Source organism: Seonamhaeicola marinus, assembly GCF_008085455.1.
On the sequence record NZ_VSDQ01000409.1, the window covers coordinates 117,414 to 136,509 of the forward strand.

A 19,096-nucleotide genomic window follows, 5' to 3' on the forward strand; every position below is an offset into this window, starting at 1 on the left:
CATCAGGCTTTAGACAAATGCTTTCCGCGATATTCTATTAAGAAAAGCAGGAACAAATCATCTAAACCTCAAAATATAATACTGCTATTTCATTAAATAATAGTATCATTGCAAACTAATTAATAGTGTAAAGTATGGCTTGGTTTAAAAGAAAGACAAAAGGTATAACCACTACTACTGAAGAAAAAAAAGACACTCCTAAAGGTCTTTGGTACAAATCTCCAACTGGAAAAATTGTTGATACTGAAGAATTAGAACAAAACTTTTATGTAAGTCCTGAAGATGGTTACCATGTAAGAATAGGAAGTAAAGAGTATTTTCAAATACTTTTTGATGATAATGAATTTAAAGAGTTAGATGCTAATTTAGAATCTAAGGATCCTCTTAAATTTCAAGACACAAAAAAATATCCAGATCGTTTAAAGGCAGCTCAAGAAAAAACCAAATTAAAAGATGCTGTAAGAACAGCGGTTGGAAAATCTAAAGGAAAAGATTTGGTTGTAGCTTGTATGGACTTTTCTTTTATTGGAGGATCTATGGGAAGTGTTGTTGGTGAAAAAATTGCACGTGCAGCAGATTATGCCCTAAAAAATGAATTACCGTTAATGGTTATTTCGAAATCTGGTGGAGCTCGTATGATGGAGGCGGCATTATCTTTAATGCAATTAGCAAAAACATCGGTTAAGCTAGCCCAATTGGCAGAAGCTAAATTACCTTATATATCTTTATGTACAGATCCAACAACTGGGGGTACAACTGCATCATTTGCTATGTTAGGAGATATAAACATTAGTGAACCAGGAGCTTTAATTGGATTTGCCGGACCTCGCGTAGTAAAAGACACTACAGGTCAAGACTTACCAGAAGGATTCCAAACATCTGAATTCTTATTAGAACATGGATTCTTAGACTTTATAACATTAAGAAAAGACTTAAAAGACAAGGTTAATAAGTATATAGATTTAATACAAAATCAACCTTTAAGAGCATAATTAAAAGCGACCAAATTTGGTCGCTTTTTCTTTTCAATTAAAGCGTTTGCAAATAAATAAAAAAGCGTATATTTGCCGCTTGAAAGATGGTCTTTCATATACATAACAATCATTTACAATAATATTAGCATGTATTTATCAAAAGAAAAGAAAGAAGAAATTTTCGCAAAACACGGAAAAGGTAAAAACGATTCTGGTACTGCGGAAGCGCAAATCGCATTATTCACTTACAGAATTAACCACTTAACTGAGCACTTAAAGAACAACAGAAAAGATTACAACACTGAGCGTTCTCTAGTAAAATTAGTTGGTAAGCGTAGAGCGTTATTAGATTACTTAACTAAGAAAGATATTTTAAGATATCGTGCCATAGTTAAAGAATTAGGATTAAGAAAATAATCACACGAAAGACCACGCACTTAGCGTGGTTTTTTGTTTGCTTTAAAAATTACATGAGTTACATTTAACTCTACAAATAAACCTTATAGCACTTGGCATTTATGGTGTTGAAATTAAGGAATATTTAAAATATAAATGCTCTATTTAGGGAGAGTTAAAACCCCTAAAAAATAAGAAGCTAATTATAGTTTTTCATTGGTCACAGACATTTCTATGTCGCACACAACCACAACCACAACACAACGACCATTGTTTAATTAGAATTAAAAAAATTTATGATTCCACAAACTTTTAGAGAGGTCATAGACCTAGGTGACGGTAGAGAAATTTCTATTGAAACCGGAAAACTAGCAAAACAAGCTCATGGTAGTGTTGTTGTGCAATCAGGTAACACTATGTTACTATGTACTGTAGTATCTAATTATGATGCTGCAGATGTAGATTTCTTACCTTTAACGGTAGACTACAGAGAAAAATTTGCTGCTGCGGGTAGATATCCAGGAGGATTCTTTAAGCGTGAAGCACGCCCTAGCACAGAAGAAATTTTGGTAATGCGTATTGTAGATCGTGTATTACGTCCTTTATTCCCTAAAGATTACCATGCCGAAACTCAAGTGATGATTCAGTTAATGTCTTTAGATAAAGATGTAATGCCAGATGCATTAGCAGGATTGGCTGCTTCTGCTGCAATTCAGTTATCAGACATTCCTTTTGAAACTCCAATTTCTGAGGTAAGAGTAGCACGTTTAGATGGTGAATTCATCATTAACCCAAGCCTATCACAATTAGAACAATCTGATATTGATATGGTAATTGGTGCTTCTGAAGATTCAGTAATGATGGTTGAAGGTGAAATGAGTGAGATTTCTGAAGAGGAAATGGTAGAGGCTATTAAAGTTGCTCACGAGGCTATTAAAGTTCAAATTGAAGCTCAAAAACGTTTAGTTGCTAAAGTAGGTGCTAAAGAAACTAGAGCATACGAACCTGAAGCTGAAGACGAAGCTGTTCTTGAAAAAGTAAAAGCTTTTGCTTATGATAAATGTTACGAAATTGCTAAGGCTGCATCTTCTAAAAAAGATAGAGGTTTAGCATTTTCTGAAGTAAAAGATGCCCTAAAAGCTGAATATTCTGAAGAAGAATTAGAAGAAGTTGGTGATTTAGTTTCTAAATACTTTAGTAAAGTACAAAAAGAGGCTGTGAGAAACTTAGTTCTTGAAGAAGGTATTAGATTAGATGGTCGTGCAACTACTGAGATTAGACCTATTTGGTGTGAAGTAGATTATTTACCATCTACACATGGTTCTTCAATTTTTACTCGTGGAGAAACTCAAGCTTTAGCAACAGTTACTTTAGGAACATCTCGCGAAGCTAATATGATAGACAATCCTTCTTTAGAAGGTGAAGAGCGTTTCTATTTACATTATAACTTCCCTCCTTTCTCAACAGGAGAAGCTAGACCTTTAAGAGGTACTTCTAGAAGAGAGATTGGACACGGAAACTTAGCGCAACGTGCGTTAAAACGTATGGTACCAGAAGATTGTCCTTATACAGTAAGAGTTGTATCTGAAGTACTAGAATCTAATGGTTCCTCTTCTATGGCAACGGTTTGTGCTGGTACTATGGCAATAATGGATGCCGGTGTACAACTTAAAAAGCCTGTTTCTGGTATTGCTATGGGATTAATTTCTGATGGTGAACGTTACGCTGTTTTATCTGATATTTTAGGTGATGAGGATCACTTAGGAGATATGGACTTTAAAGTAACGGGTACCGAAGACGGTATCACAGCTTGTCAAATGGATATTAAGATTAAGGGATTAAGCTATGAAATATTAGTAAATGCCTTAAATCAAGCCAAAGAAGGACGTATGCATATTCTTGGTAAATTAACTGATACCATTGCCACATCAAATGCCGATGTTAAACCACATGCTCCAAAAATGATTACCGCTAAATTACCAAATGATTTAATCGGTGCATTTATTGGTCCAGGAGGAAAAGTAATTCAGGAATTACAAAAAGAAACTGGTACTACTATTGTTATTAATGAAGATCCTGTTACAGAAGAAGGTATTGTTGAAATATTAGGTACTGACCAAGGAGGTATAGATGCTGTTCTAGCTAAAATAGATTCTTTAACATTTAAACCAGAAGTTGGTAGCGTTTACGAAGTAAAAGTTATTAAAATGTTAGACTTCGGTGCTGTTGTAGAATATGTTGAAGCCCCAGGAAACGAAGTGCTTTTACACGTAAGTGAATTAGCTTGGGAACGCACAGAAAATGTATCTGATGTTGTAAACATGGGAGATGTGTTTGATGTTAAGTACTTTGGTATTGATCAAAGAACACGTAAAGAAAAAGTATCTAGAAAAGCTATTTTACCAAAACCTGAAGGTTGGGAAGACAGACCAAAACGCGATAATAATCGTAATAGAGATAATCGTGGTCGTGACAACAGAAATAGAGGTAATAATCGTAGAGACGATAGAAAACCTAGAGACCATAAAAAAGAAGATTAATTTCTTTTATTTAGAATATAAAAAGCCGAAAGACAAGACTCTTTCGGCTTTTATATTTTCTATTATATTTTAAGGTTGAACCCAAGAAGCATTATAAGCATCATAAATCATTTGTCTTAAACTAGTGGTTCCTTGTAGAGTAACGCCCTGTGAATTCATAACAACAACACAATCTACTCCTGTTCCTGGAAACATTACTATTTGCGTTCTAACTCCTTGAGAAATTGAAGGGTCGCTACTAGTACCTATTGAACCAGCTTTACCATAATAGTTTCCGTGAGTTTCATCGGCAGGATCTGCGATATCCATACCTAATCTGTGTAGTTTCATTTCGTCTCTTTGCTCTTTTGAAACTAAAATCTCCGTATGCTCAAAATAAGCATTTACTTTTGCCATTTCTAAAGTAGTCATAAAATAACCACCGCCACCTGACTTGTTATTCCAGCTTCCGTAGTATTGTCCGCCGTTATTACTTCCATCATTAACATTATAGTATAAAGTAGAAACTGTTCTATCTTCTGGGAAACAACCTACTAATGGTAGGGACAATCTATCAAATATGTTTTCTTGCATATATAATAAATACATAAACTGTGTGTTGGCATCATTTTCAATATCAATAGCCGGACTTCCATTTAAATTACTCCAAAGTGATGGAATTAACACTCTATACAAGGCAAAATTTACGTTTAAATAATTTCTAGTCTTTGCGTTTACTACCCCAGTTTCAATACAATCTTTTAATCCTTGATAACCTAAAGTAGTATCAAAATTATTGTTAGTACTCTGTAGCCCCGACTCATGCTTTAAAAGGTCTTTAAAACTAAGATTGCTAACTCCTGGGCCCTTAACCCAAGTATTTGGCAACCAATCAACAATATCATCTTCTATAGTAAGATTGTTAGCTTCTAGCAACTGCATTACGGCTATAGCAGTATAAAACTTAGAAACACTAGCTATATTTATTTCTTTGTTTAAAGCAAAATCCATAGAACCATCCGCAGCATTTCTAGCTTTACCATACGCATTAGATTTTTCCAAATTACCATTTCTGCTTATTGTATAAGCCCAACCAATTGGACTATCTCCACCAGCTTCTACATAATCGATTAAATTTTGTTCAAAGGTTTCTATATCAAATACTGGTGTATTTGTTTGTAATTCATTTAAAGTGTCCTCCACCTCACAACTCGTGAAGGCCAAAACTATAGAAAGAAAAAATAGTGTGTTAACTAACTTACTTTTATTCAGGTTAGAAAATATGTTACTCATTGTTATCATTGCTGTATATTTTTATGTTACACCAATAGATAAACTGAGTTGCTTTTTTGTTACCCTATTTCCAAACTAATTTTTGCGTTAAGTCCGAAAAACAATTCAAAAATTGTATTAAACCTCAATAATGAAAGCGGGAATAATCAATTAGGAAATTGTAAGCCGTCGCCTAATCCTGGTCCATTATACCCTACTATAAAAATTGATATTACAACCGCACAACCTAGTAACACATTTGCAACAACAGATATAACACTATCTTTTACTTTTATCTTTTTTATTTCCTCTTCATTTAACAGTACTTTTTTGTTGGATCTTTTAAACTGTATTCCATAATAATTCCCATCATAGGATATAATATTTCTATACTTATATCTATTACCAGCATTAGTTATCACTTTTACTTTGGCCTTTATTTCTGAAGCTCTTTTTAAAGAAATGGGTTTTGCCTTATAAACCGTACAACTTTGAATGATAACTGCAATAGACACGGCTATTACAGTTACTTTTTTGCGAATTGAAAACATTTTCATAAAACATAGATTAGAATAGTATTTTCAAATCTATTTTGTAATATTTAATATCCATTTAGCCAAACTCTTAAAAAGACTAATTATTTTTTGTAATTTTTACAAAGTAATAGTCATTTTATATTTATTGTTTTTAAAAAATGCAAAAACACTTTTTTGATACACTTAAAAGCAAATCCTCAAACAATCACTCCTTTATTGAGGAAGTAGCAGGTATTTTAGATATAGGATATGATGCGGCTTACCGACGTATTAATCTAAAAACAAACCTCACATTGGAGGAAAGTGTAATTCTAGCTCGTCATTATAAAGTTTCACTTAACAAACTATTTGAGCTAGAAAACACAAACACTATTTTAACTGAATTACCTCCGGAGCCCAAAGATGAAACGACATTAGAAATGTGGTTTAAGGTATCTCTTCAAAACCTTGCGCCTTTAACAAAACTTCGCTCAACCGAATTCATCTGGTCTGGAAAAGATATTTCTTTATTTCACACTTTAACTGATAGTTATTTAACTCGGTACAAAATGTATGTTTGGTTAAAAGATTTAAATGAAGAAATGGCGCTTAGTAAAATTACTTTTGATGAATGGATGCAAACAATTCCTAAGTCGCTTTTAGATAGTGCTTTCGCTTTAGGAGAAGTTTATAAAAATATCAATATTACAGAATTATGGAATGATAATACCGTAACTGGCACACTACAGCAATTATTATATTACTTTGAAACTGGATTGGTTTCAAAAGAAATAGCCTTGAAAATCTGTAATGACATTGATGCCGTTATTCAGCATACCGAAAAACAAACGATTAATCAAAGTATTTCGGGAAGTAAAAACAAAAACTTCTTTAGATTATATAAATGTGATTTGCATATGTTAACCAATAGCCTTATGGTTACCACATCTTTTCAAAAGACTTTTTTTGTACCGTTTACAGTACTCTCCTACCTTAAAGTAGAACATGAGGACACCTGTAACCAAATGTATGATTTCTTACAAAAACAAATGTCTAATTCAAAACTACTGGCTAAAGCCGGAGAAAAGGACAGAGCCTTATTTTTTAATAAAATCCATTCTAAAATTGAAATGATCCGAAAAAAAATTATTCTAGAGGATGCTATGTCCGTTCTGTAGAACGCTATAACAAACACTTTGTGAGACCTAATATTTACCCAACCAATTAAAGTGCCTATCGATTATAACTTCTTTATTGGTCTCAATATGCTCAATTAAGGATTTGGCTATATTGGACAAATTTTTAGAGCTAAGCCAAATTAAGTTCCAATTAGTAGTTATTGGTAATTCTTTAACAGGAATAATTTGTAATTCACCATTTGCAATGGCATTTTTAATACCAATAAGCGGCATAATTGAGCATCCCAAACCAGAAATTACAGCTTGTTTTAAAGCTTCATTAGACTTTAATTCCATCTTTTTGTAGGTAGATATTTTTCTAGAATCAATGAACTTTTCCATGGCTAATCTAGTGGCTGACCCTTGCTCTCTATAAATTAAGGGCAATTTTTTAAACTCCGAATATGATAAGTATTTACCTTTAAATTTATAATTCCTGCCAGCTACCAGAAATAATTTGTTTTGCATTAATTCAATTCTATTAATTTTTAAATTCGTTGGAATGGTAGAAACCATAGCAAAATCAACTTCATTATTTTCTAATGCACTTACGACTTCAGCCTTATTAGTTACGTCCATTATAAGGTCAACACCTTTATTTTCATTCATAAAATCGGCTAAAAAATAAGGCATAACATATTTGGCAGTAGACACAATAGCAACTTTAAGCTTCCCTGCTAGTTTACCTTGATAAGATAAAGCCTTATAATTAATAGCTTTAACTTCATTAAGAATATTCTCGGCTGCCACTGCTATTTCTTCTCCAAATTCGGTAATATAAATTTTCCTTCCAACGACCTCAAATAGTGGAATTTTGAACTGCTCTTGAAATTTTTTCAACTGAATAGAAACTGCTGGTTGTGTAAGATAAAGTGACTCCGAAGCCTTAGTAACACTCTGTAATTGTGCCGTTTTTAAAAATATCTCAAGCTGATGTAAAGTATAATTCATAAACAAATCTTATAAACACAATAATAAATATAAATAAAAATATATGAATTAAAATAGTAAAATTTGCAAAAAATAAAAATCACTCAAAAAATTAAAAGTTCTTAAAAATTTATATGGATTTTCACTTACTATTAGACAATTTAACAAACCCTGCATTATTGTTTTTCTTTTTAGGCATTGCGGCTGTACAGCTAAAAAGTGACTTAAGAATCCCCGAGAATTCTTCCAAATTTATCTCTCTATACCTTCTATTGGCTATTGGTTTTAAAGGTGGTCAGGAACTAGCCCATAGTGAATTTGATTTGGAAATACTTTGGTCATTACTTTTTGGTATTTTTCTTGCCGTAACTGTTCCGATTTACTCCTATTTTATTTTAAGAAGAAAATTTAACGTAGAAAATGCCGGTGCCATTGCAGCAGCTTACGGTTCTGTGAGTGCGGTTACCTTTGTTACAGCCATTTCCTTTTTAGAATTAGAACAAATAGTTTTTAGCGGCCATATGGTCGCAGTAATGGCCTTGATGGAAGCGCCTTCAATAATGATAGGCTTACTACTTATAATGCTTTTTAGTGGCAATGAGAAAAAAACACAGATCCCTTTAAAAACGGTCTTGCAACACGCCCTTTTTAATGGCAGCGTTTTATTAATTATTGGAAGTTTAGCCATTGGTTTTTTGGCAAGCGAAAGTCAGGCACAAGGCATAAAACCATTTACCACAGACATCTTCAAGGGGTTTTTAGCTGTATTCCTTTTAGATATGGGTATAACAAGTGGTAAAAAGCTAAATGAATTTATTAAAAAAGGCAAATTTGCGCTTGTCTTTTCATTAATCATTCCAATTGTAAATGGAAGTATTGTAGCATTTTCAAGTGGTTCTTTCGTATCAAGCATTGGTAATAGACTTTTGTTTGCAATATTGGCTGCAAGTGCTTCATATATAGCAGTACCAGCTGCAATGAAAATTGCAGTACCAAAAGCTAATCCAAGTATTTATATACCTATGGCTTTAGCTATTACATTCCCATTTAACATAACGCTTGGAATGCCGCTTTACTTATGCATTATTCAAAATACTTTTTAAATCAAATACTTATGAAAAAAACAGTAGAAACAATTGTGAACTCAAAAATTAAGCAACAAAATATTGATCTTGTTGATGGAACTTTTAATATTTCTGACGCCTCAGATATTATTAATGCAGTGTTAGATGTAAAAATAAACCATCATAAAATTAAAAGGCTGTCTATAAAAGAAGGTGATATAAATGACTTATGTGAGTATGATACGAATAGAATTAATGAGTTAATAAAAGCAAAAGAAGATGCCAAGACTTTTTTTAAAGACTTAAGATACTCTGGAAAGAAATTAAGAATTAATGGATTAATTACCATTGAAGCATTAGATTAGGTTAAATTGTTTTGAGTTAGTTTTTTAAAACCTATCAAACATTTAGTTTTGATAGGTTTTGTCTTTTTTAACCCCACATTTTATTGGATATACCCCAAAACCATCTATGAGTTATGTGACTTTTTGAACCATCCTGTGTCTAATTTTATAGAAAGTTGAAAATAATTTGAAACTTTTTGTAACATTACTCGACTTATTTACGTATAAACACTGAGTACCGAAATTATTCATAATTAATTTACAGGAGATTTATAGATGAGACAACTTAAAATTACGAAGCAGGTTACCAATAGAGAAACCGCTTCGCTAGATAAATATTTGCAAGAAATTGGTAAGGTAGACCTTATTACAGCAGACGAAGAAGTAGAATTAGCACAACGTATTAAAGCTGGAGATCAAATAGCTTTAGAGAAATTAACAAAAGCTAATTTACGTTTCGTAGTATCTGTGGCTAAGCAATACCAAAACCAAGGTCTTACACTTCCTGATTTAATTAATGAAGGTAACCTAGGATTAATTAAAGCTGCACAACGTTTTGATGAAACTCGTGGTTTTAAATTTATATCTTATGCGGTTTGGTGGATTAGACAATCTATCTTACAAGCTTTGGCAGAACAATCTAGAATTGTACGTTTACCATTAAATAAAATTGGTTCAATTAATAAAATTAATAAAACGTTTGCCTTCTTAGAGCAAAGTCATGAACGTCCTCCTTCTGCTGAAGAAATTGCAAAAGAGTTAGACATGACAATTAATGATGTTAAGGAATCTATGAAGAATTCGGGTCGTCATGTGAGTATGGATGCCCCACTAGTTGAAGGAGAAGATTCTAATTTATATGATGTTTTAAATAGTGGTGAATCTCCAAACCCTGATAAGGAATTATTACATGAGTCTTTACGTACTGAGATTGAGCGTGCTTTAGAAACGTTAACACCTCGTGAAGCTGATGTTATTAGATTATATTTTGGCTTAGGGAATCAACACCCAATGACTCTTGAAGAAATTGGAGAGACGTTCGATTTAACTCGCGAACGTGTAAGACAAATTAAGGAAAAAGCTATTCGTAGATTAAAACATACGTCTAGAAGTAAAATATTGAAAACTTATTTAGGATAGTTAATAAATAACTACTAAATTACCGCTACAACAGTTACACATAACTGTTCGTTTTTTGATTGATGAAAGAACCCCCGGCTGATTACCGGGGGTTTATTTTTTTAATTACTTTAAATACCCAATAAAAAAAGGTCTACTTTATAGGCTTTAGTTATATTTGCAAAAATTTTAAGAACATGAGCAAATTAATAGCACCTTCAATTCTAGCAGCCGATTTTGGAAACCTTCAAAGAGATGTTGAAATGGTAAACAATAGTGAAGCCGATTGGTTTCATATTGATGTTATGGACGGACATTTTGTTCCTAATATTTCATACGGTATGCCCGTTATTGCAGCTATTAAAAAACATGCAAAAAAACCTCTTGACGTTCATTTAATGATAGAAAAGCCTGAACGTTATATCGAAGAATTTGCTAAAGTAGGAGCAGATATCATTACTGTTCATTACGAGTCTACTGTTCACTTACACAGAACTTTAACCCAAATAGAAAATGCAGGGTGTAAGGCTGGTGTAGTTCTTAATTTAACCACTCCCGTTTCCGTTCTTGAAGATATTTTACCAAAATGTTATATGGTTTTATTAATGTCCATTAATCCTGGTTTTGGAGGACAAAAGTTTGAAGACATAACCTATAACCGTGTTAAAAAACTTAGAAAAATGGTAGATGAAAGAGGTTTAGAAACACGAATTGAAATTGATGGCGGTGTTTCTAACAAAAACATAAAAGCCCTTGTTGATGCTGGTGCAGATACTTTTGTTGCAGGCAGCTATATTTTTAAAAGTGAGAACCAAATAGAAACTATTAAGGATTTAAAGGCCTTAGCCAATTCTTAAAATTGACTAATAAAATAGTTCAGTAAATCTGTTGTGGTTACGATACCTACAAGTATACTATCATCTACTATTGGTAGCGCATGAAATTCTCTTTCTGCCAATATTTTAGCCACCTCCTTTATTGATGTTTTACTGTTTACAGTTACAACATCCTTAACCATAACTTGCTCTATTGTAAACATGTTGTACACAACCGAATCAATTGAATGTTCGTCTATATTCGAAATTTCAGCTAGGCTTATACGCATCAAATCCGTATAGCTTAACATACCTATAACAGATTCTCCCGTAACAACAGGCATATGTTTAATTCTATGCTTATTAAATAGCTTTTCAGCTCTTTCTAAATCATCAGATCGTGTTAATGCTATCACACTTTCTGTCATAATGGTTGAAACTGGAATATGATGTCTCATAACTTACCTTTTTCTTGCTAAAATTGCTTTAACAAATAGTTTATTAAATCTGTTGTAGTTACAATACCTACCAACTTATTATTTTCAACTACAGGTAAGGCATGAAATTCTCTTTTGGCAAAAATCTCAGCAATTTCCTTTATAGAATTTCTTGGAGATACACTTACCACGTTACGTTTCATAATCTGACTGATACTAAACATACTATAAACCATAGCATCTACATCTCCTTCATTTTCATTAGTAATATCAGCAAAACTTAACCTTTGTAAATCGGTATAACTTAACATTCCAACAACAGCATCTTTTTCAACAACAGGAATATGTCTAATGTGGTGATGTTTAAATAAATGTTCTGCTTTTTCTATTTCATCTGTCTTGTTTACAGTAATGACCTTTTCCGTCATTATTGTAGAAATTGGTGCCTTTCGTATCATAACACTTCATTTTTAGCTTAGTTCTTTAAAATTATTGAAGTAAATACTAAAAATTTATGATAAATATCATACCTATTCCTAATACCCTGGTATTTGAAAATTTAGCATTTGTTTTACAAGTACATAAATGCTTGGAAACTCACTTTTAAATTGTTTTGGAGTTTCAATGAAAGTCTCAATGATTACAGCCAAAAACTCAGATTGATTGGTATAGGCATATGCTCTAAAATAGTTAGAAGCTATTAATTCCTGTCTCAGTTCCTCGTTTTGAGATAGTAGTAACGATAATTCCTTGAATGAAGTGCTAAAAATTATGGAACTAACATCTCCTTCTTTTTTACTATTTAAATGAATGGCATGCGTAAATTCATGAATACCCAGATTTAGATTATCATTAGATATATCGTAACCTTCTTTAAAATCCTCCCATGATAAAACCAATGTTTTCATTTTTGGGTTAAATTCACCTTTATGGTATTCATTGTTCAAGTTGGAATAAAACGCCTTGGGATAAATCACAATTCTAGAAACTAATCCAATGTAAAAGTCTCTAAAACCAAAGGTTAGCATAACAGCCGTTGCCGAGATCAATACTTCCATTTCATCCGAAACTTCAATGCCTTGTCTTCCAATAAAATCTTTATCCTTTATAAATGATGCTACCCGATGATCAAACAAGCGTTTATGCCTTTCACTCAGTCTGTTATAAAATGTAAATTGATTTCTTAAAATTGACTTCTGTCTCTCATTAAGTGTCTTTTTAAAAAGATGAAAATGAATGTAAAATGGTTTTTTTCGCTTAACTACATATGCCATTTCTAAGAGCTTAAAGGCGTACCTAAAAGCCATAATAAAAAGTATAACGAATAAAACAATAAAGATGGTTTTGTTTTCTGAACTCAACGTATTTGTAACTAAGTGTAATAAGTTTTTATAAACGTAAAAGTACAATAAACGGTTGTCCGTTTAACTAGGTAAGCACATTTTTCTTAACATAATTAGATGGTGTATCTCCAAAGAATTTTCTAAAACATTTACCAAAATAATTAGGGTTACTAAAACCAACCATATAACTAACTTGAGCAATGGTGAATTTATTCTGTTCTAAAAGTTGCGCTGCTCTTTTTAGCCTAACCAATCTCATAAAATCATTAGGAGATTGCCCTGTTAATTTTTTTAGTTTTCTAAAAAAGGTAGATCTACTGGTATTCATATCTCGGGCTAACTCATCTATCCAGTACAATTCGTTATTCATATTAGCCTCCATAAAATCCATTATACGCTTTAGGAATTCTTCATCTAAAGAACTTAAGGTAATCTTCTCTGGTGTAATCTCTTTTTCTGTTTGAAAACGTTTTCTAATTAGTTCTCTAGATTCAATCAATTTATTCGTCCTTACCTCCAATAACTTAATATTAAACGGTTTAGGTATATAGGCATCGGCTCCAGACTCTACTCCTTTTATTCTATGTTCAACCGAGTTTAAAGCTGTTAGTAAGATGACTGGTATATGGCTTGTTCGGATATTTGTTTTTAGGGTATAACAAAACTCAATACCATCCATTTCTGGCATTAACACATCACTTATTACTAAATCTGGTAATTCCTTTAGTGCTAAGTTAAGAGCTTCTTTTCCGTTGTTGGCCTCAATAATATTGTACTTTTTATACAATCCTTCTTTAACCAAGTTTCTTATGTCTTCGTTATCATCAACTACAAGAATTTTATTTTTCTCCGTAGCCTCAGTATTCCATTCTTCTTCACCGACATCGAGGCGTTTATCATTCTCATCAATATCCTCATCGGTAAGCCTTTCAAAAACAGGAAGTTCAATAATTTCATCAGGTAATAAATGTCTATTTCCTATTGGTAGTTTTATGATAAAGCGTGTTCCTATTTCTTCTTTCGACTCTACACTTATTTCTCCATGATGTAAATCGACCAAGTCTTTCGTAATAGCTAATCCAACACCAATTCCTTTATTTTTTTTGTCCTTTTTATTGGTCTGATTAACTTGATAAAATCTATGGAAAACATATGGAAGCTTCTCTTCACTTATGCCAATTCCGTTATCTTCTACTTCAATCTGAACGTAGTTAACAGATATATCTCTTCCTTTTATATCCATTGCACTATGCATAGGTTTTTTAACGCGTACAGTGATTCTACCTCCTTCTGGGGTAAACTTTATAGCGTTAAAAATCAAATTGTTAAGTATCTTTTCCAGTTTATCCCAATCGAACCATACGCTTTCATCATATAGCTGACTTTCAAAGGCTATTTCAACTTTCTTTTTTCTTGCAGAGGCTCTAAATGAGAATGTTATTTCTCTTATGAAATTAATTATGTTTGCTTTTGTTGCACCGAGCTTTGTCTCTCCGACCTCAATTTTTCTGAATTCCATTAATTGATTAACCAATCGCAATAAAGATGCAGCATTCCTTTGTATAATCTTTAACTTAGACTTTAGTACATCATTACTTTTAACAGATGCCAACACCTCTTCTAAAGGATTTAGTATGAGGGTAATAGGTGTTTTAAAATCATGTGAAATATTAGTAAAAAACTGTAATTTCAATTTGTTAATTTCTTCTATTTCTTTTTGAAGTTTTAATGATGCTTGTTTTTGAGTTTTCATGCGGTAAAACGCAAAAACTGCCCAAAAAATCATAACAACTAACAGTACATATAATGCGTAAGCCCAATATGTAAACCAAAATGGTGGATTAATTTTAATAGCAATACTTGCCTCCTGATCACTCCAAACGCCATCGTTATTTGAAGCTTTAACTTTAAAATTGTAAGTTCTCGGGGATAAATTAGTGTAATGGGCAAAGGACATACCTTTAGAATCTATCCATTCACTATCAAAGCCTTCTAGCTTATACTTAAATTGGTTTTTTTTAGGTACAGCGAAATGGAGCGCTGCAAATTCAAAGGTAAGCGTGTTTTCGTGATGTTTTAAACTTATTTCTTCGTAAAGGTTAGATATAGATTTATTTAGAATAACTCTACCATTGTATTTTTTCCCAACTTCAATTTCTTCACTTTTAATTCTTAAAGCAGTTAGGGTTGATTTTGCCGGTATAGCATTCTCTTTTAAGTTTTCTGGATGAAAAATATTTAAGCCTCTTAAACCTCCAAAAAACAGATAACCATCCTTATTTTTAAAATGAGCGTTCATTCTAAAGTTATTACTCTGTAACCCATCATCCTTACTCAAATTTTTAAATTCTTCTGAAATTGGATTAAAAAGGGATATGCCATTATCTGTGCTTATCCAAAGGTTTTGATTATCATCTTGTAAAATACCATAAACCGCATTATTTGCTAAGCCATCTTCTTCCGTATAATGTTTAAATTCTGGAGTACCAATGCCATTTTTAGGAAGAGTCATTTTATTTAGCCCCCCTCCAAAAGTTCCAATCCAATAATTTCCTTGATTATCTTCATGTATTGAAAACACTGAATTATGGCTAAGGCTATTGGGGTTATTTTTATCATGTTGGTAGGTTATAAATTTGTCTTTTTCTCCTGCCTTGCCTCTTATTAGCAAGTTCAAGCCTCCAAATAAAGTTCCAATCCATATATTACCTTTACTATCTTCATAGAGGCAACTTACTTCTTTTCCACTTATACCATATTTATCATTTTTATCTGGCAAGTAAGATTCAACATTTGAAAAATCAAATTCATTACTATTTGGCTTTCTTTTCTTTTCCCATTTAGCCAATCCTCCCAATAGCGACCCAAACCACAGTACACCTTCTCTATCTTGAATAGAAGTAAATACTTCCATCATATTAATAGGAGATATATGAAAGGTTAATTTTTCGGCATCATTACTTATATCTGCATAAACTACGCCTCTAGTTGTACCCATCCAGAGAAAATCTCCTCGATCTTTGAGTACGGACCACACAGGCTGTTGTATCCTTAATTCACTATTAGCTAGAGCATTATCTAAATAATAATGCTGAAAATGTGGTTGAATATATGAATCTTTAACAAATTTGATTTTATTAAGGCCATTTTGAGTTGCCACCCATATATTGCTGTGTTTGTCTTTGGCTATACCGTTTATTGACGAATTTGATAAGGACTGCTTTGTTAGTGGGTTTTCACTAAGTGTAACTATTGGTTTTCTTTCTAAATCGGACTTATTTAATCCTCCTTCTTCGGTACCAACCCATAAAACATTAGTTTTATCTAAGAGGATAGTTTCTACATTACTACTACTTAAACTCTCAGCATCCGATGGATCTGGAACATAGGTACTGTAAGCATGAGTTTCGGTATTCAGAAGGTATAAGCCGTGTCCATAAATTCCTAAAAGCACTTGGTCTTCTAAAATTTCAATCATAGACAGAATTCCACCGTATTCATCATTATCTGTATTTTCAAGGTTAAATGAATACTCTCTAAAATTCTTTTCTTTGGGACTATTAAACGTTTTTGGATTATCTATTCTTATTAATCTAGTATCTTCTAAACTTACCCATAGTCTGTCTTTTTTATCTGTGTAGAGCATTTTAACGCTCTGCTCTAAATGTTTGAAACGTACGAACTCTTTATTTCCATTAACTTCAATAAGTTTATTTAGACCTCTAATTGTACCAACCCATAGCGCTCCCCATTTGTCTTTTGTTATTGAATGTATTTGATCATGATCTAAACTTGTGTCTTGGTTAGGTTTGTGAACGTATATTTTTGGTTGTTCTCCCAATAAATCTGAACCTTCAAAATGAAACAAGCCCGAATGCAATGTGCCTACCCATAGACCACCGTCTTCTTCAGGATAAATTGCTGTAACACGTGCATCTTCTAATACTTTTGGAAAGATTGTAAACTCCTGAGTAATTCTGTTGAATTTACATAGCCCTTTACCGGTACCTATTAGAATATTTCCTTGATGATCTAACTCCAATTCATAGACAGAATTATTTATTAAGCTATTTGGATTATTAGATTCATGTCTGTAAACAGAAAACCTTTGCCCATCATACTTATACAACCCGTTTGGCGTTGCAATCCATAAATAACCTTCCTCGTCCTGAATGACTTTCATCACAGAACTTTGGTTAAAACCTTTTTCGTCTATAAAATGCTTAAACTTTAAATCGGGCAATTGCCCAAATAAAGACATGCTAAATAAAAAAAAGAAAACTATTTGAAACCAGTACCTCAACTTAAAAATGGTGTTTAATAAGAATTACCTTAAACATTAAGCGGCCCAAGAACTTGAGCCGCTTCCTAAACTAAAACAATTTAATAAAACTAACTCTATAATCAAAAGCTAGAGTTTCTTTATTAATAACTAGGGTCTTGTGTTAAGACGTCTGGTCTTAAATCTATTTGTGATTGTGGAATTGGGAAATGATCATTCTTTCCTGCTTGATAAGTAGCACCTTGTATCCAGTTTAATCTACCGTTAGCTAACTCTGAATCCAAGTAATTACTAATAGTTTCTCCATCTATCCCCCATCTTACTAAGTCTTGAAAACGCATACCTTCTAAGGCAAATTCTAAACGCATTTCATGACGTACCGCTTTTAAGGCGTAATCTCTATCTGGGAATGATGTATACAATCCAAGATTATAATTCGCAGCAGGTTGATTTTCATCAATTACAATTGGGTCTCCAGATGCAAAAGTTGTATTGCTAATTCTTCCCATAACAATATCATCTTGTGCTCTTTCTCTAATTTGATTTACTAAATTCATTGCTGTTGGTAAATCATTTTCTTCAGCAGCTACTTCTGCTCTCCAAAGAATTACATGACTTAATCTAAACAGTCTCCAGTTGTTACCATTTAATCCAGCCGACCATGTTGGAGTTGCAATAGAAATATCTCTAAAGTTTCTCTTGTAGAACATGATCTTCTTATTAAGGAATGGCCCCATACCTGCTTGATCTAGCATCCAGTCACCACCACTCATTGGTCCCCAATCTAAGAAAGGAATACCTCTTCTTCCAATAGTCCAGTCTACTCTTGGATCTAAAGTTTCTGTAGTTGGAGTAAAAGCCTCAGTATCTAAAAGCCCGTAGTCTTCTAATAATAAATTATCCTGAAATGTATCTAAAAGAGGTAACCCATTAGCATCTACTTTAAATGCATTAAATAAATCAAATGTTGGTGCACTATAAGCACAACATAAACCAACGTCTGCACCTCTTGGGAATAATGTCCTGTGATCTGCTCCTGCATTTGCAAAACCTGCTCCATCGTTAACAGTATATTGAACTTCGAATATACTTTCTTCATTGTTTTGCTTCTCCTCATCATGATTATCATAAAAATGTGGCATTAAAGAAAATGGTCCATTGTTTATAATATCATCTAAAATAGGTCTTGCTTCTGCCCATTCTTGTTGAAATAAATGTACTCTTGCTTTTAAAGCTTTAGCCGCCCAACGAGAAGCTCTACCTACATCACTAGGAGTTTCATCCATATTATTATCTATACCCCATTGTAAATCTGCTTCAATATCATCCCAAATTTCTCTATCATTTGGTATTTCACTACCAACAACATCTTCTGTTACATATGGTACTCTTTCAATTTTGGATCTTAATTGAAAATGAAACCATGCACGTAACCATCTTGCCTCTGCTTCAAGTTGATTTGCTCTATCTGTTGGTATAGCATCACCAGCATTTCTAAGTACTCTTAATACATCGTTAGCTCTTGCTACACCATCATAGTTAGCAGCCCATAATCCTTCTAACCAAGGATTCGTTGGGTCTACTTCGTACCTTTCAATTAGGTTAATCGCACTCCAACCACCAGTTTGGTCTCCTCTGTGCATGTCATCTGAAGGTACATCTCCCCAAACCCAATTGGTTGCAGAAGCTTCTCCAGCACCACCTGGACCTCCTTGAGAATATCCATCTATAACCGAATATGCTCCTATTAATAGTAGATCTGCTCCAGCTTCATCCGATAGGGTTTCTATGGTAACCACCCCCTTTGGGAACTCTTCTAAAAACTCTTCCTTACAAGAGATTAATGTCATTAGCGCAACGGCTAAAAGACTTATTTTATAATATACGCTTTTCATAATTTATTTTTCT

Annotated in this window: 16 protein-coding genes; 8 read left to right on the forward strand and 8 right to left on the reverse strand. The window is 32.9% G+C overall.

What is annotated here, in order from left to right; all coding sequences use genetic code 11:
* Positions 1–134: 134 nt before the first annotated feature.
* The 3 genes from accD to FUA24_RS05775 all read left to right on the forward strand — a co-directional run bounded on the left by accD (position 135) and on the right by FUA24_RS05775 (position 3,910).
* On the forward strand, positions 135–992 hold the full coding sequence (accD, locus tag FUA24_RS05765; RefSeq protein WP_148540482.1) for an acetyl-CoA carboxylase, carboxyltransferase subunit beta: 858 nt from the start codon (positions 135–137) through the stop codon (positions 990–992).
* Between the two features lie 129 nt (positions 993–1,121).
* A complete protein-coding gene (gene rpsO / locus FUA24_RS05770) occupies positions 1,122–1,391 on the forward strand; it encodes a 30S ribosomal protein S15 (protein WP_148540484.1) in 270 nt (89 codons plus the stop codon).
* A gap of 275 nt (positions 1,392–1,666) precedes the next feature.
* The gene (locus FUA24_RS05775) at positions 1,667–3,910 is read left to right on the forward strand and encodes a polyribonucleotide nucleotidyltransferase (protein WP_148540486.1); all 2,244 of its coding nucleotides are present in this window, start codon (positions 1,667–1,669) and stop codon (positions 3,908–3,910) included.
* A gap of 69 nt (positions 3,911–3,979) precedes the next feature.
* Here the strand turns inward: FUA24_RS05775 and FUA24_RS05780 are convergent, their stop codons facing one another.
* On the reverse strand, positions 3,980–5,182 hold the full coding sequence (locus FUA24_RS05780; RefSeq protein WP_187388183.1) for a serine hydrolase domain-containing protein: 1,203 nt from the start codon (positions 5,180–5,182) through the stop codon (positions 3,980–3,982).
* A 146-nt stretch (positions 5,183–5,328) separates the two neighbouring features.
* On the reverse strand, positions 5,329–5,718 hold the full coding sequence (locus FUA24_RS05785; protein WP_148540490.1) for a hypothetical protein: 390 nt from the start codon (positions 5,716–5,718) through the stop codon (positions 5,329–5,331).
* Between the two features lie 137 nt (positions 5,719–5,855).
* Between FUA24_RS05785 and FUA24_RS05790 the strand changes: the two genes are divergently transcribed.
* The gene (locus tag FUA24_RS05790) at positions 5,856–6,854 is read left to right on the forward strand and encodes a hypothetical protein (RefSeq protein WP_148540492.1); all 999 of its coding nucleotides are present in this window, start codon (positions 5,856–5,858) and stop codon (positions 6,852–6,854) included.
* Between the two features lie 27 nt (positions 6,855–6,881).
* On the opposite strand, the gene FUA24_RS05795 is transcribed toward FUA24_RS05790, so the two are convergent.
* Positions 6,882–7,805, reverse strand: coding sequence for a LysR family transcriptional regulator (locus FUA24_RS05795; protein WP_148540494.1), 924 nt, complete (start codon positions 7,803–7,805; stop codon positions 6,882–6,884).
* 113 nt (positions 7,806–7,918) lie between these two features.
* Between FUA24_RS05795 and FUA24_RS05800 the strand changes: the two genes are divergently transcribed.
* The 4 genes from FUA24_RS05800 to rpe all read left to right on the forward strand — a co-directional run bounded on the left by FUA24_RS05800 (position 7,919) and on the right by rpe (position 11,168).
* Positions 7,919–8,887: a sodium-dependent bicarbonate transport family permease gene (locus tag FUA24_RS05800; RefSeq protein ID WP_148540496.1), complete on the forward strand. Its 969-nt coding sequence runs from the start codon at positions 7,919–7,921 to the stop codon at positions 8,885–8,887.
* 11 nt (positions 8,888–8,898) lie between these two features.
* Positions 8,899–9,213: a hypothetical protein gene (locus FUA24_RS05805; RefSeq protein WP_148540498.1), complete on the forward strand. Its 315-nt coding sequence runs from the start codon at positions 8,899–8,901 to the stop codon at positions 9,211–9,213.
* A 255-nt stretch (positions 9,214–9,468) separates the two neighbouring features.
* Complete coding sequence (locus FUA24_RS05810; RefSeq protein ID WP_019387909.1) at positions 9,469–10,332, forward strand: sigma-70 family RNA polymerase sigma factor; 864 nt, start codon at positions 9,469–9,471, stop codon at positions 10,330–10,332.
* Positions 10,333–10,508: 176 nt separating this feature from the next.
* Positions 10,509–11,168, forward strand: a complete 660-nt coding sequence (gene rpe / locus FUA24_RS05815; protein WP_148540500.1) for a ribulose-phosphate 3-epimerase — start codon at positions 10,509–10,511, stop codon at positions 11,166–11,168.
* On the opposite strand, the gene FUA24_RS05820 is transcribed toward rpe, so the two are convergent.
* From FUA24_RS05820 to FUA24_RS05840, 5 genes are all read right to left on the reverse strand, one after another.
* A complete protein-coding gene (locus FUA24_RS05820; protein ID WP_148540501.1) occupies positions 11,165–11,584 on the reverse strand; it encodes a CBS domain-containing protein in 420 nt (139 codons plus the stop codon). The genes rpe and FUA24_RS05820 overlap by 4 nt on opposite strands.
* 17 nt (positions 11,585–11,601) lie before the next feature.
* On the reverse strand, positions 11,602–12,021 hold the full coding sequence (locus FUA24_RS05825) for a CBS domain-containing protein (protein ID WP_148540503.1): 420 nt from the start codon (positions 12,019–12,021) through the stop codon (positions 11,602–11,604).
* Positions 12,022–12,099: 78 nt separating this feature from the next.
* Positions 12,100–12,837 (reverse strand): zinc-dependent peptidase, encoded by a 738-nt coding sequence (locus tag FUA24_RS05830; protein WP_187388184.1) that lies wholly within the window; start codon positions 12,835–12,837, stop codon positions 12,100–12,102.
* A 154-nt stretch (positions 12,838–12,991) separates the two neighbouring features.
* Positions 12,992–17,167 (reverse strand): hybrid sensor histidine kinase/response regulator transcription factor, encoded by a 4,176-nt coding sequence (locus FUA24_RS05835; protein WP_148540507.1) that lies wholly within the window; start codon positions 17,165–17,167, stop codon positions 12,992–12,994.
* A gap of 164 nt (positions 17,168–17,331) precedes the next feature.
* Positions 17,332–19,083 (reverse strand): RagB/SusD family nutrient uptake outer membrane protein, encoded by a 1,752-nt coding sequence (locus FUA24_RS05840; RefSeq protein ID WP_148540510.1) that lies wholly within the window; start codon positions 19,081–19,083, stop codon positions 17,332–17,334.
* Positions 19,084–19,096 lie beyond the last annotated feature (13 nt).

What these genes read in the sequence shown, in the direction of transcription:
- FUA24_RS05795 (WP_148540494.1), bottom strand. Translation starts at nt 7,805, where the DNA reads ATGAATTATACTTTACATCAGCTTGAGATATTTTTAAAAACGGCACAA.
- FUA24_RS05790 (WP_148540492.1), top strand. Translation starts at nt 5,856, where the DNA reads ATGCAAAAACACTTTTTTGATACACTTAAAAGCAAATCCTCAAACAAT.
- FUA24_RS05820 (WP_148540501.1), bottom strand. Translation starts at nt 11,584, where the DNA reads ATGAGACATCATATTCCAGTTTCAACCATTATGACAGAAAGTGTGATA.
- FUA24_RS05835 (WP_148540507.1), bottom strand. Translation starts at nt 17,167, where the DNA reads ATGTCTTTATTTGGGCAATTGCCCGATTTAAAGTTTAAGCATTTTATA.
- FUA24_RS05825 (WP_148540503.1), bottom strand. Translation starts at nt 12,021, where the DNA reads ATGATACGAAAGGCACCAATTTCTACAATAATGACGGAAAAGGTCATT.
- FUA24_RS05840 (WP_148540510.1), bottom strand. Translation starts at nt 19,083, where the DNA reads ATGAAAAGCGTATATTATAAAATAAGTCTTTTAGCCGTTGCGCTAATG.
- FUA24_RS05785 (WP_148540490.1), bottom strand. Translation starts at nt 5,718, where the DNA reads ATGAAAATGTTTTCAATTCGCAAAAAAGTAACTGTAATAGCCGTGTCT.
- accD (WP_148540482.1), top strand. Translation starts at nt 135, where the DNA reads ATGGCTTGGTTTAAAAGAAAGACAAAAGGTATAACCACTACTACTGAA.
- FUA24_RS05805 (WP_148540498.1), top strand. Translation starts at nt 8,899, where the DNA reads ATGAAAAAAACAGTAGAAACAATTGTGAACTCAAAAATTAAGCAACAA.
- FUA24_RS05830 (WP_187388184.1), bottom strand. Translation starts at nt 12,837, where the DNA reads ATGGCATATGTAGTTAAGCGAAAAAAACCATTTTACATTCATTTTCAT.
- FUA24_RS05800 (WP_148540496.1), top strand. Translation starts at nt 7,919, where the DNA reads ATGGATTTTCACTTACTATTAGACAATTTAACAAACCCTGCATTATTG.
- FUA24_RS05780 (WP_187388183.1), bottom strand. Translation starts at nt 5,182, where the DNA reads ATGAGTAACATATTTTCTAACCTGAATAAAAGTAAGTTAGTTAACACA.
- rpe (WP_148540500.1), top strand. Translation starts at nt 10,509, where the DNA reads ATGAGCAAATTAATAGCACCTTCAATTCTAGCAGCCGATTTTGGAAAC.
- FUA24_RS05775 (WP_148540486.1), top strand. Translation starts at nt 1,667, where the DNA reads ATGATTCCACAAACTTTTAGAGAGGTCATAGACCTAGGTGACGGTAGA.
- FUA24_RS05810 (WP_019387909.1), top strand. Translation starts at nt 9,469, where the DNA reads ATGAGACAACTTAAAATTACGAAGCAGGTTACCAATAGAGAAACCGCT.
- rpsO (WP_148540484.1), top strand. Translation starts at nt 1,122, where the DNA reads ATGTATTTATCAAAAGAAAAGAAAGAAGAAATTTTCGCAAAACACGGA.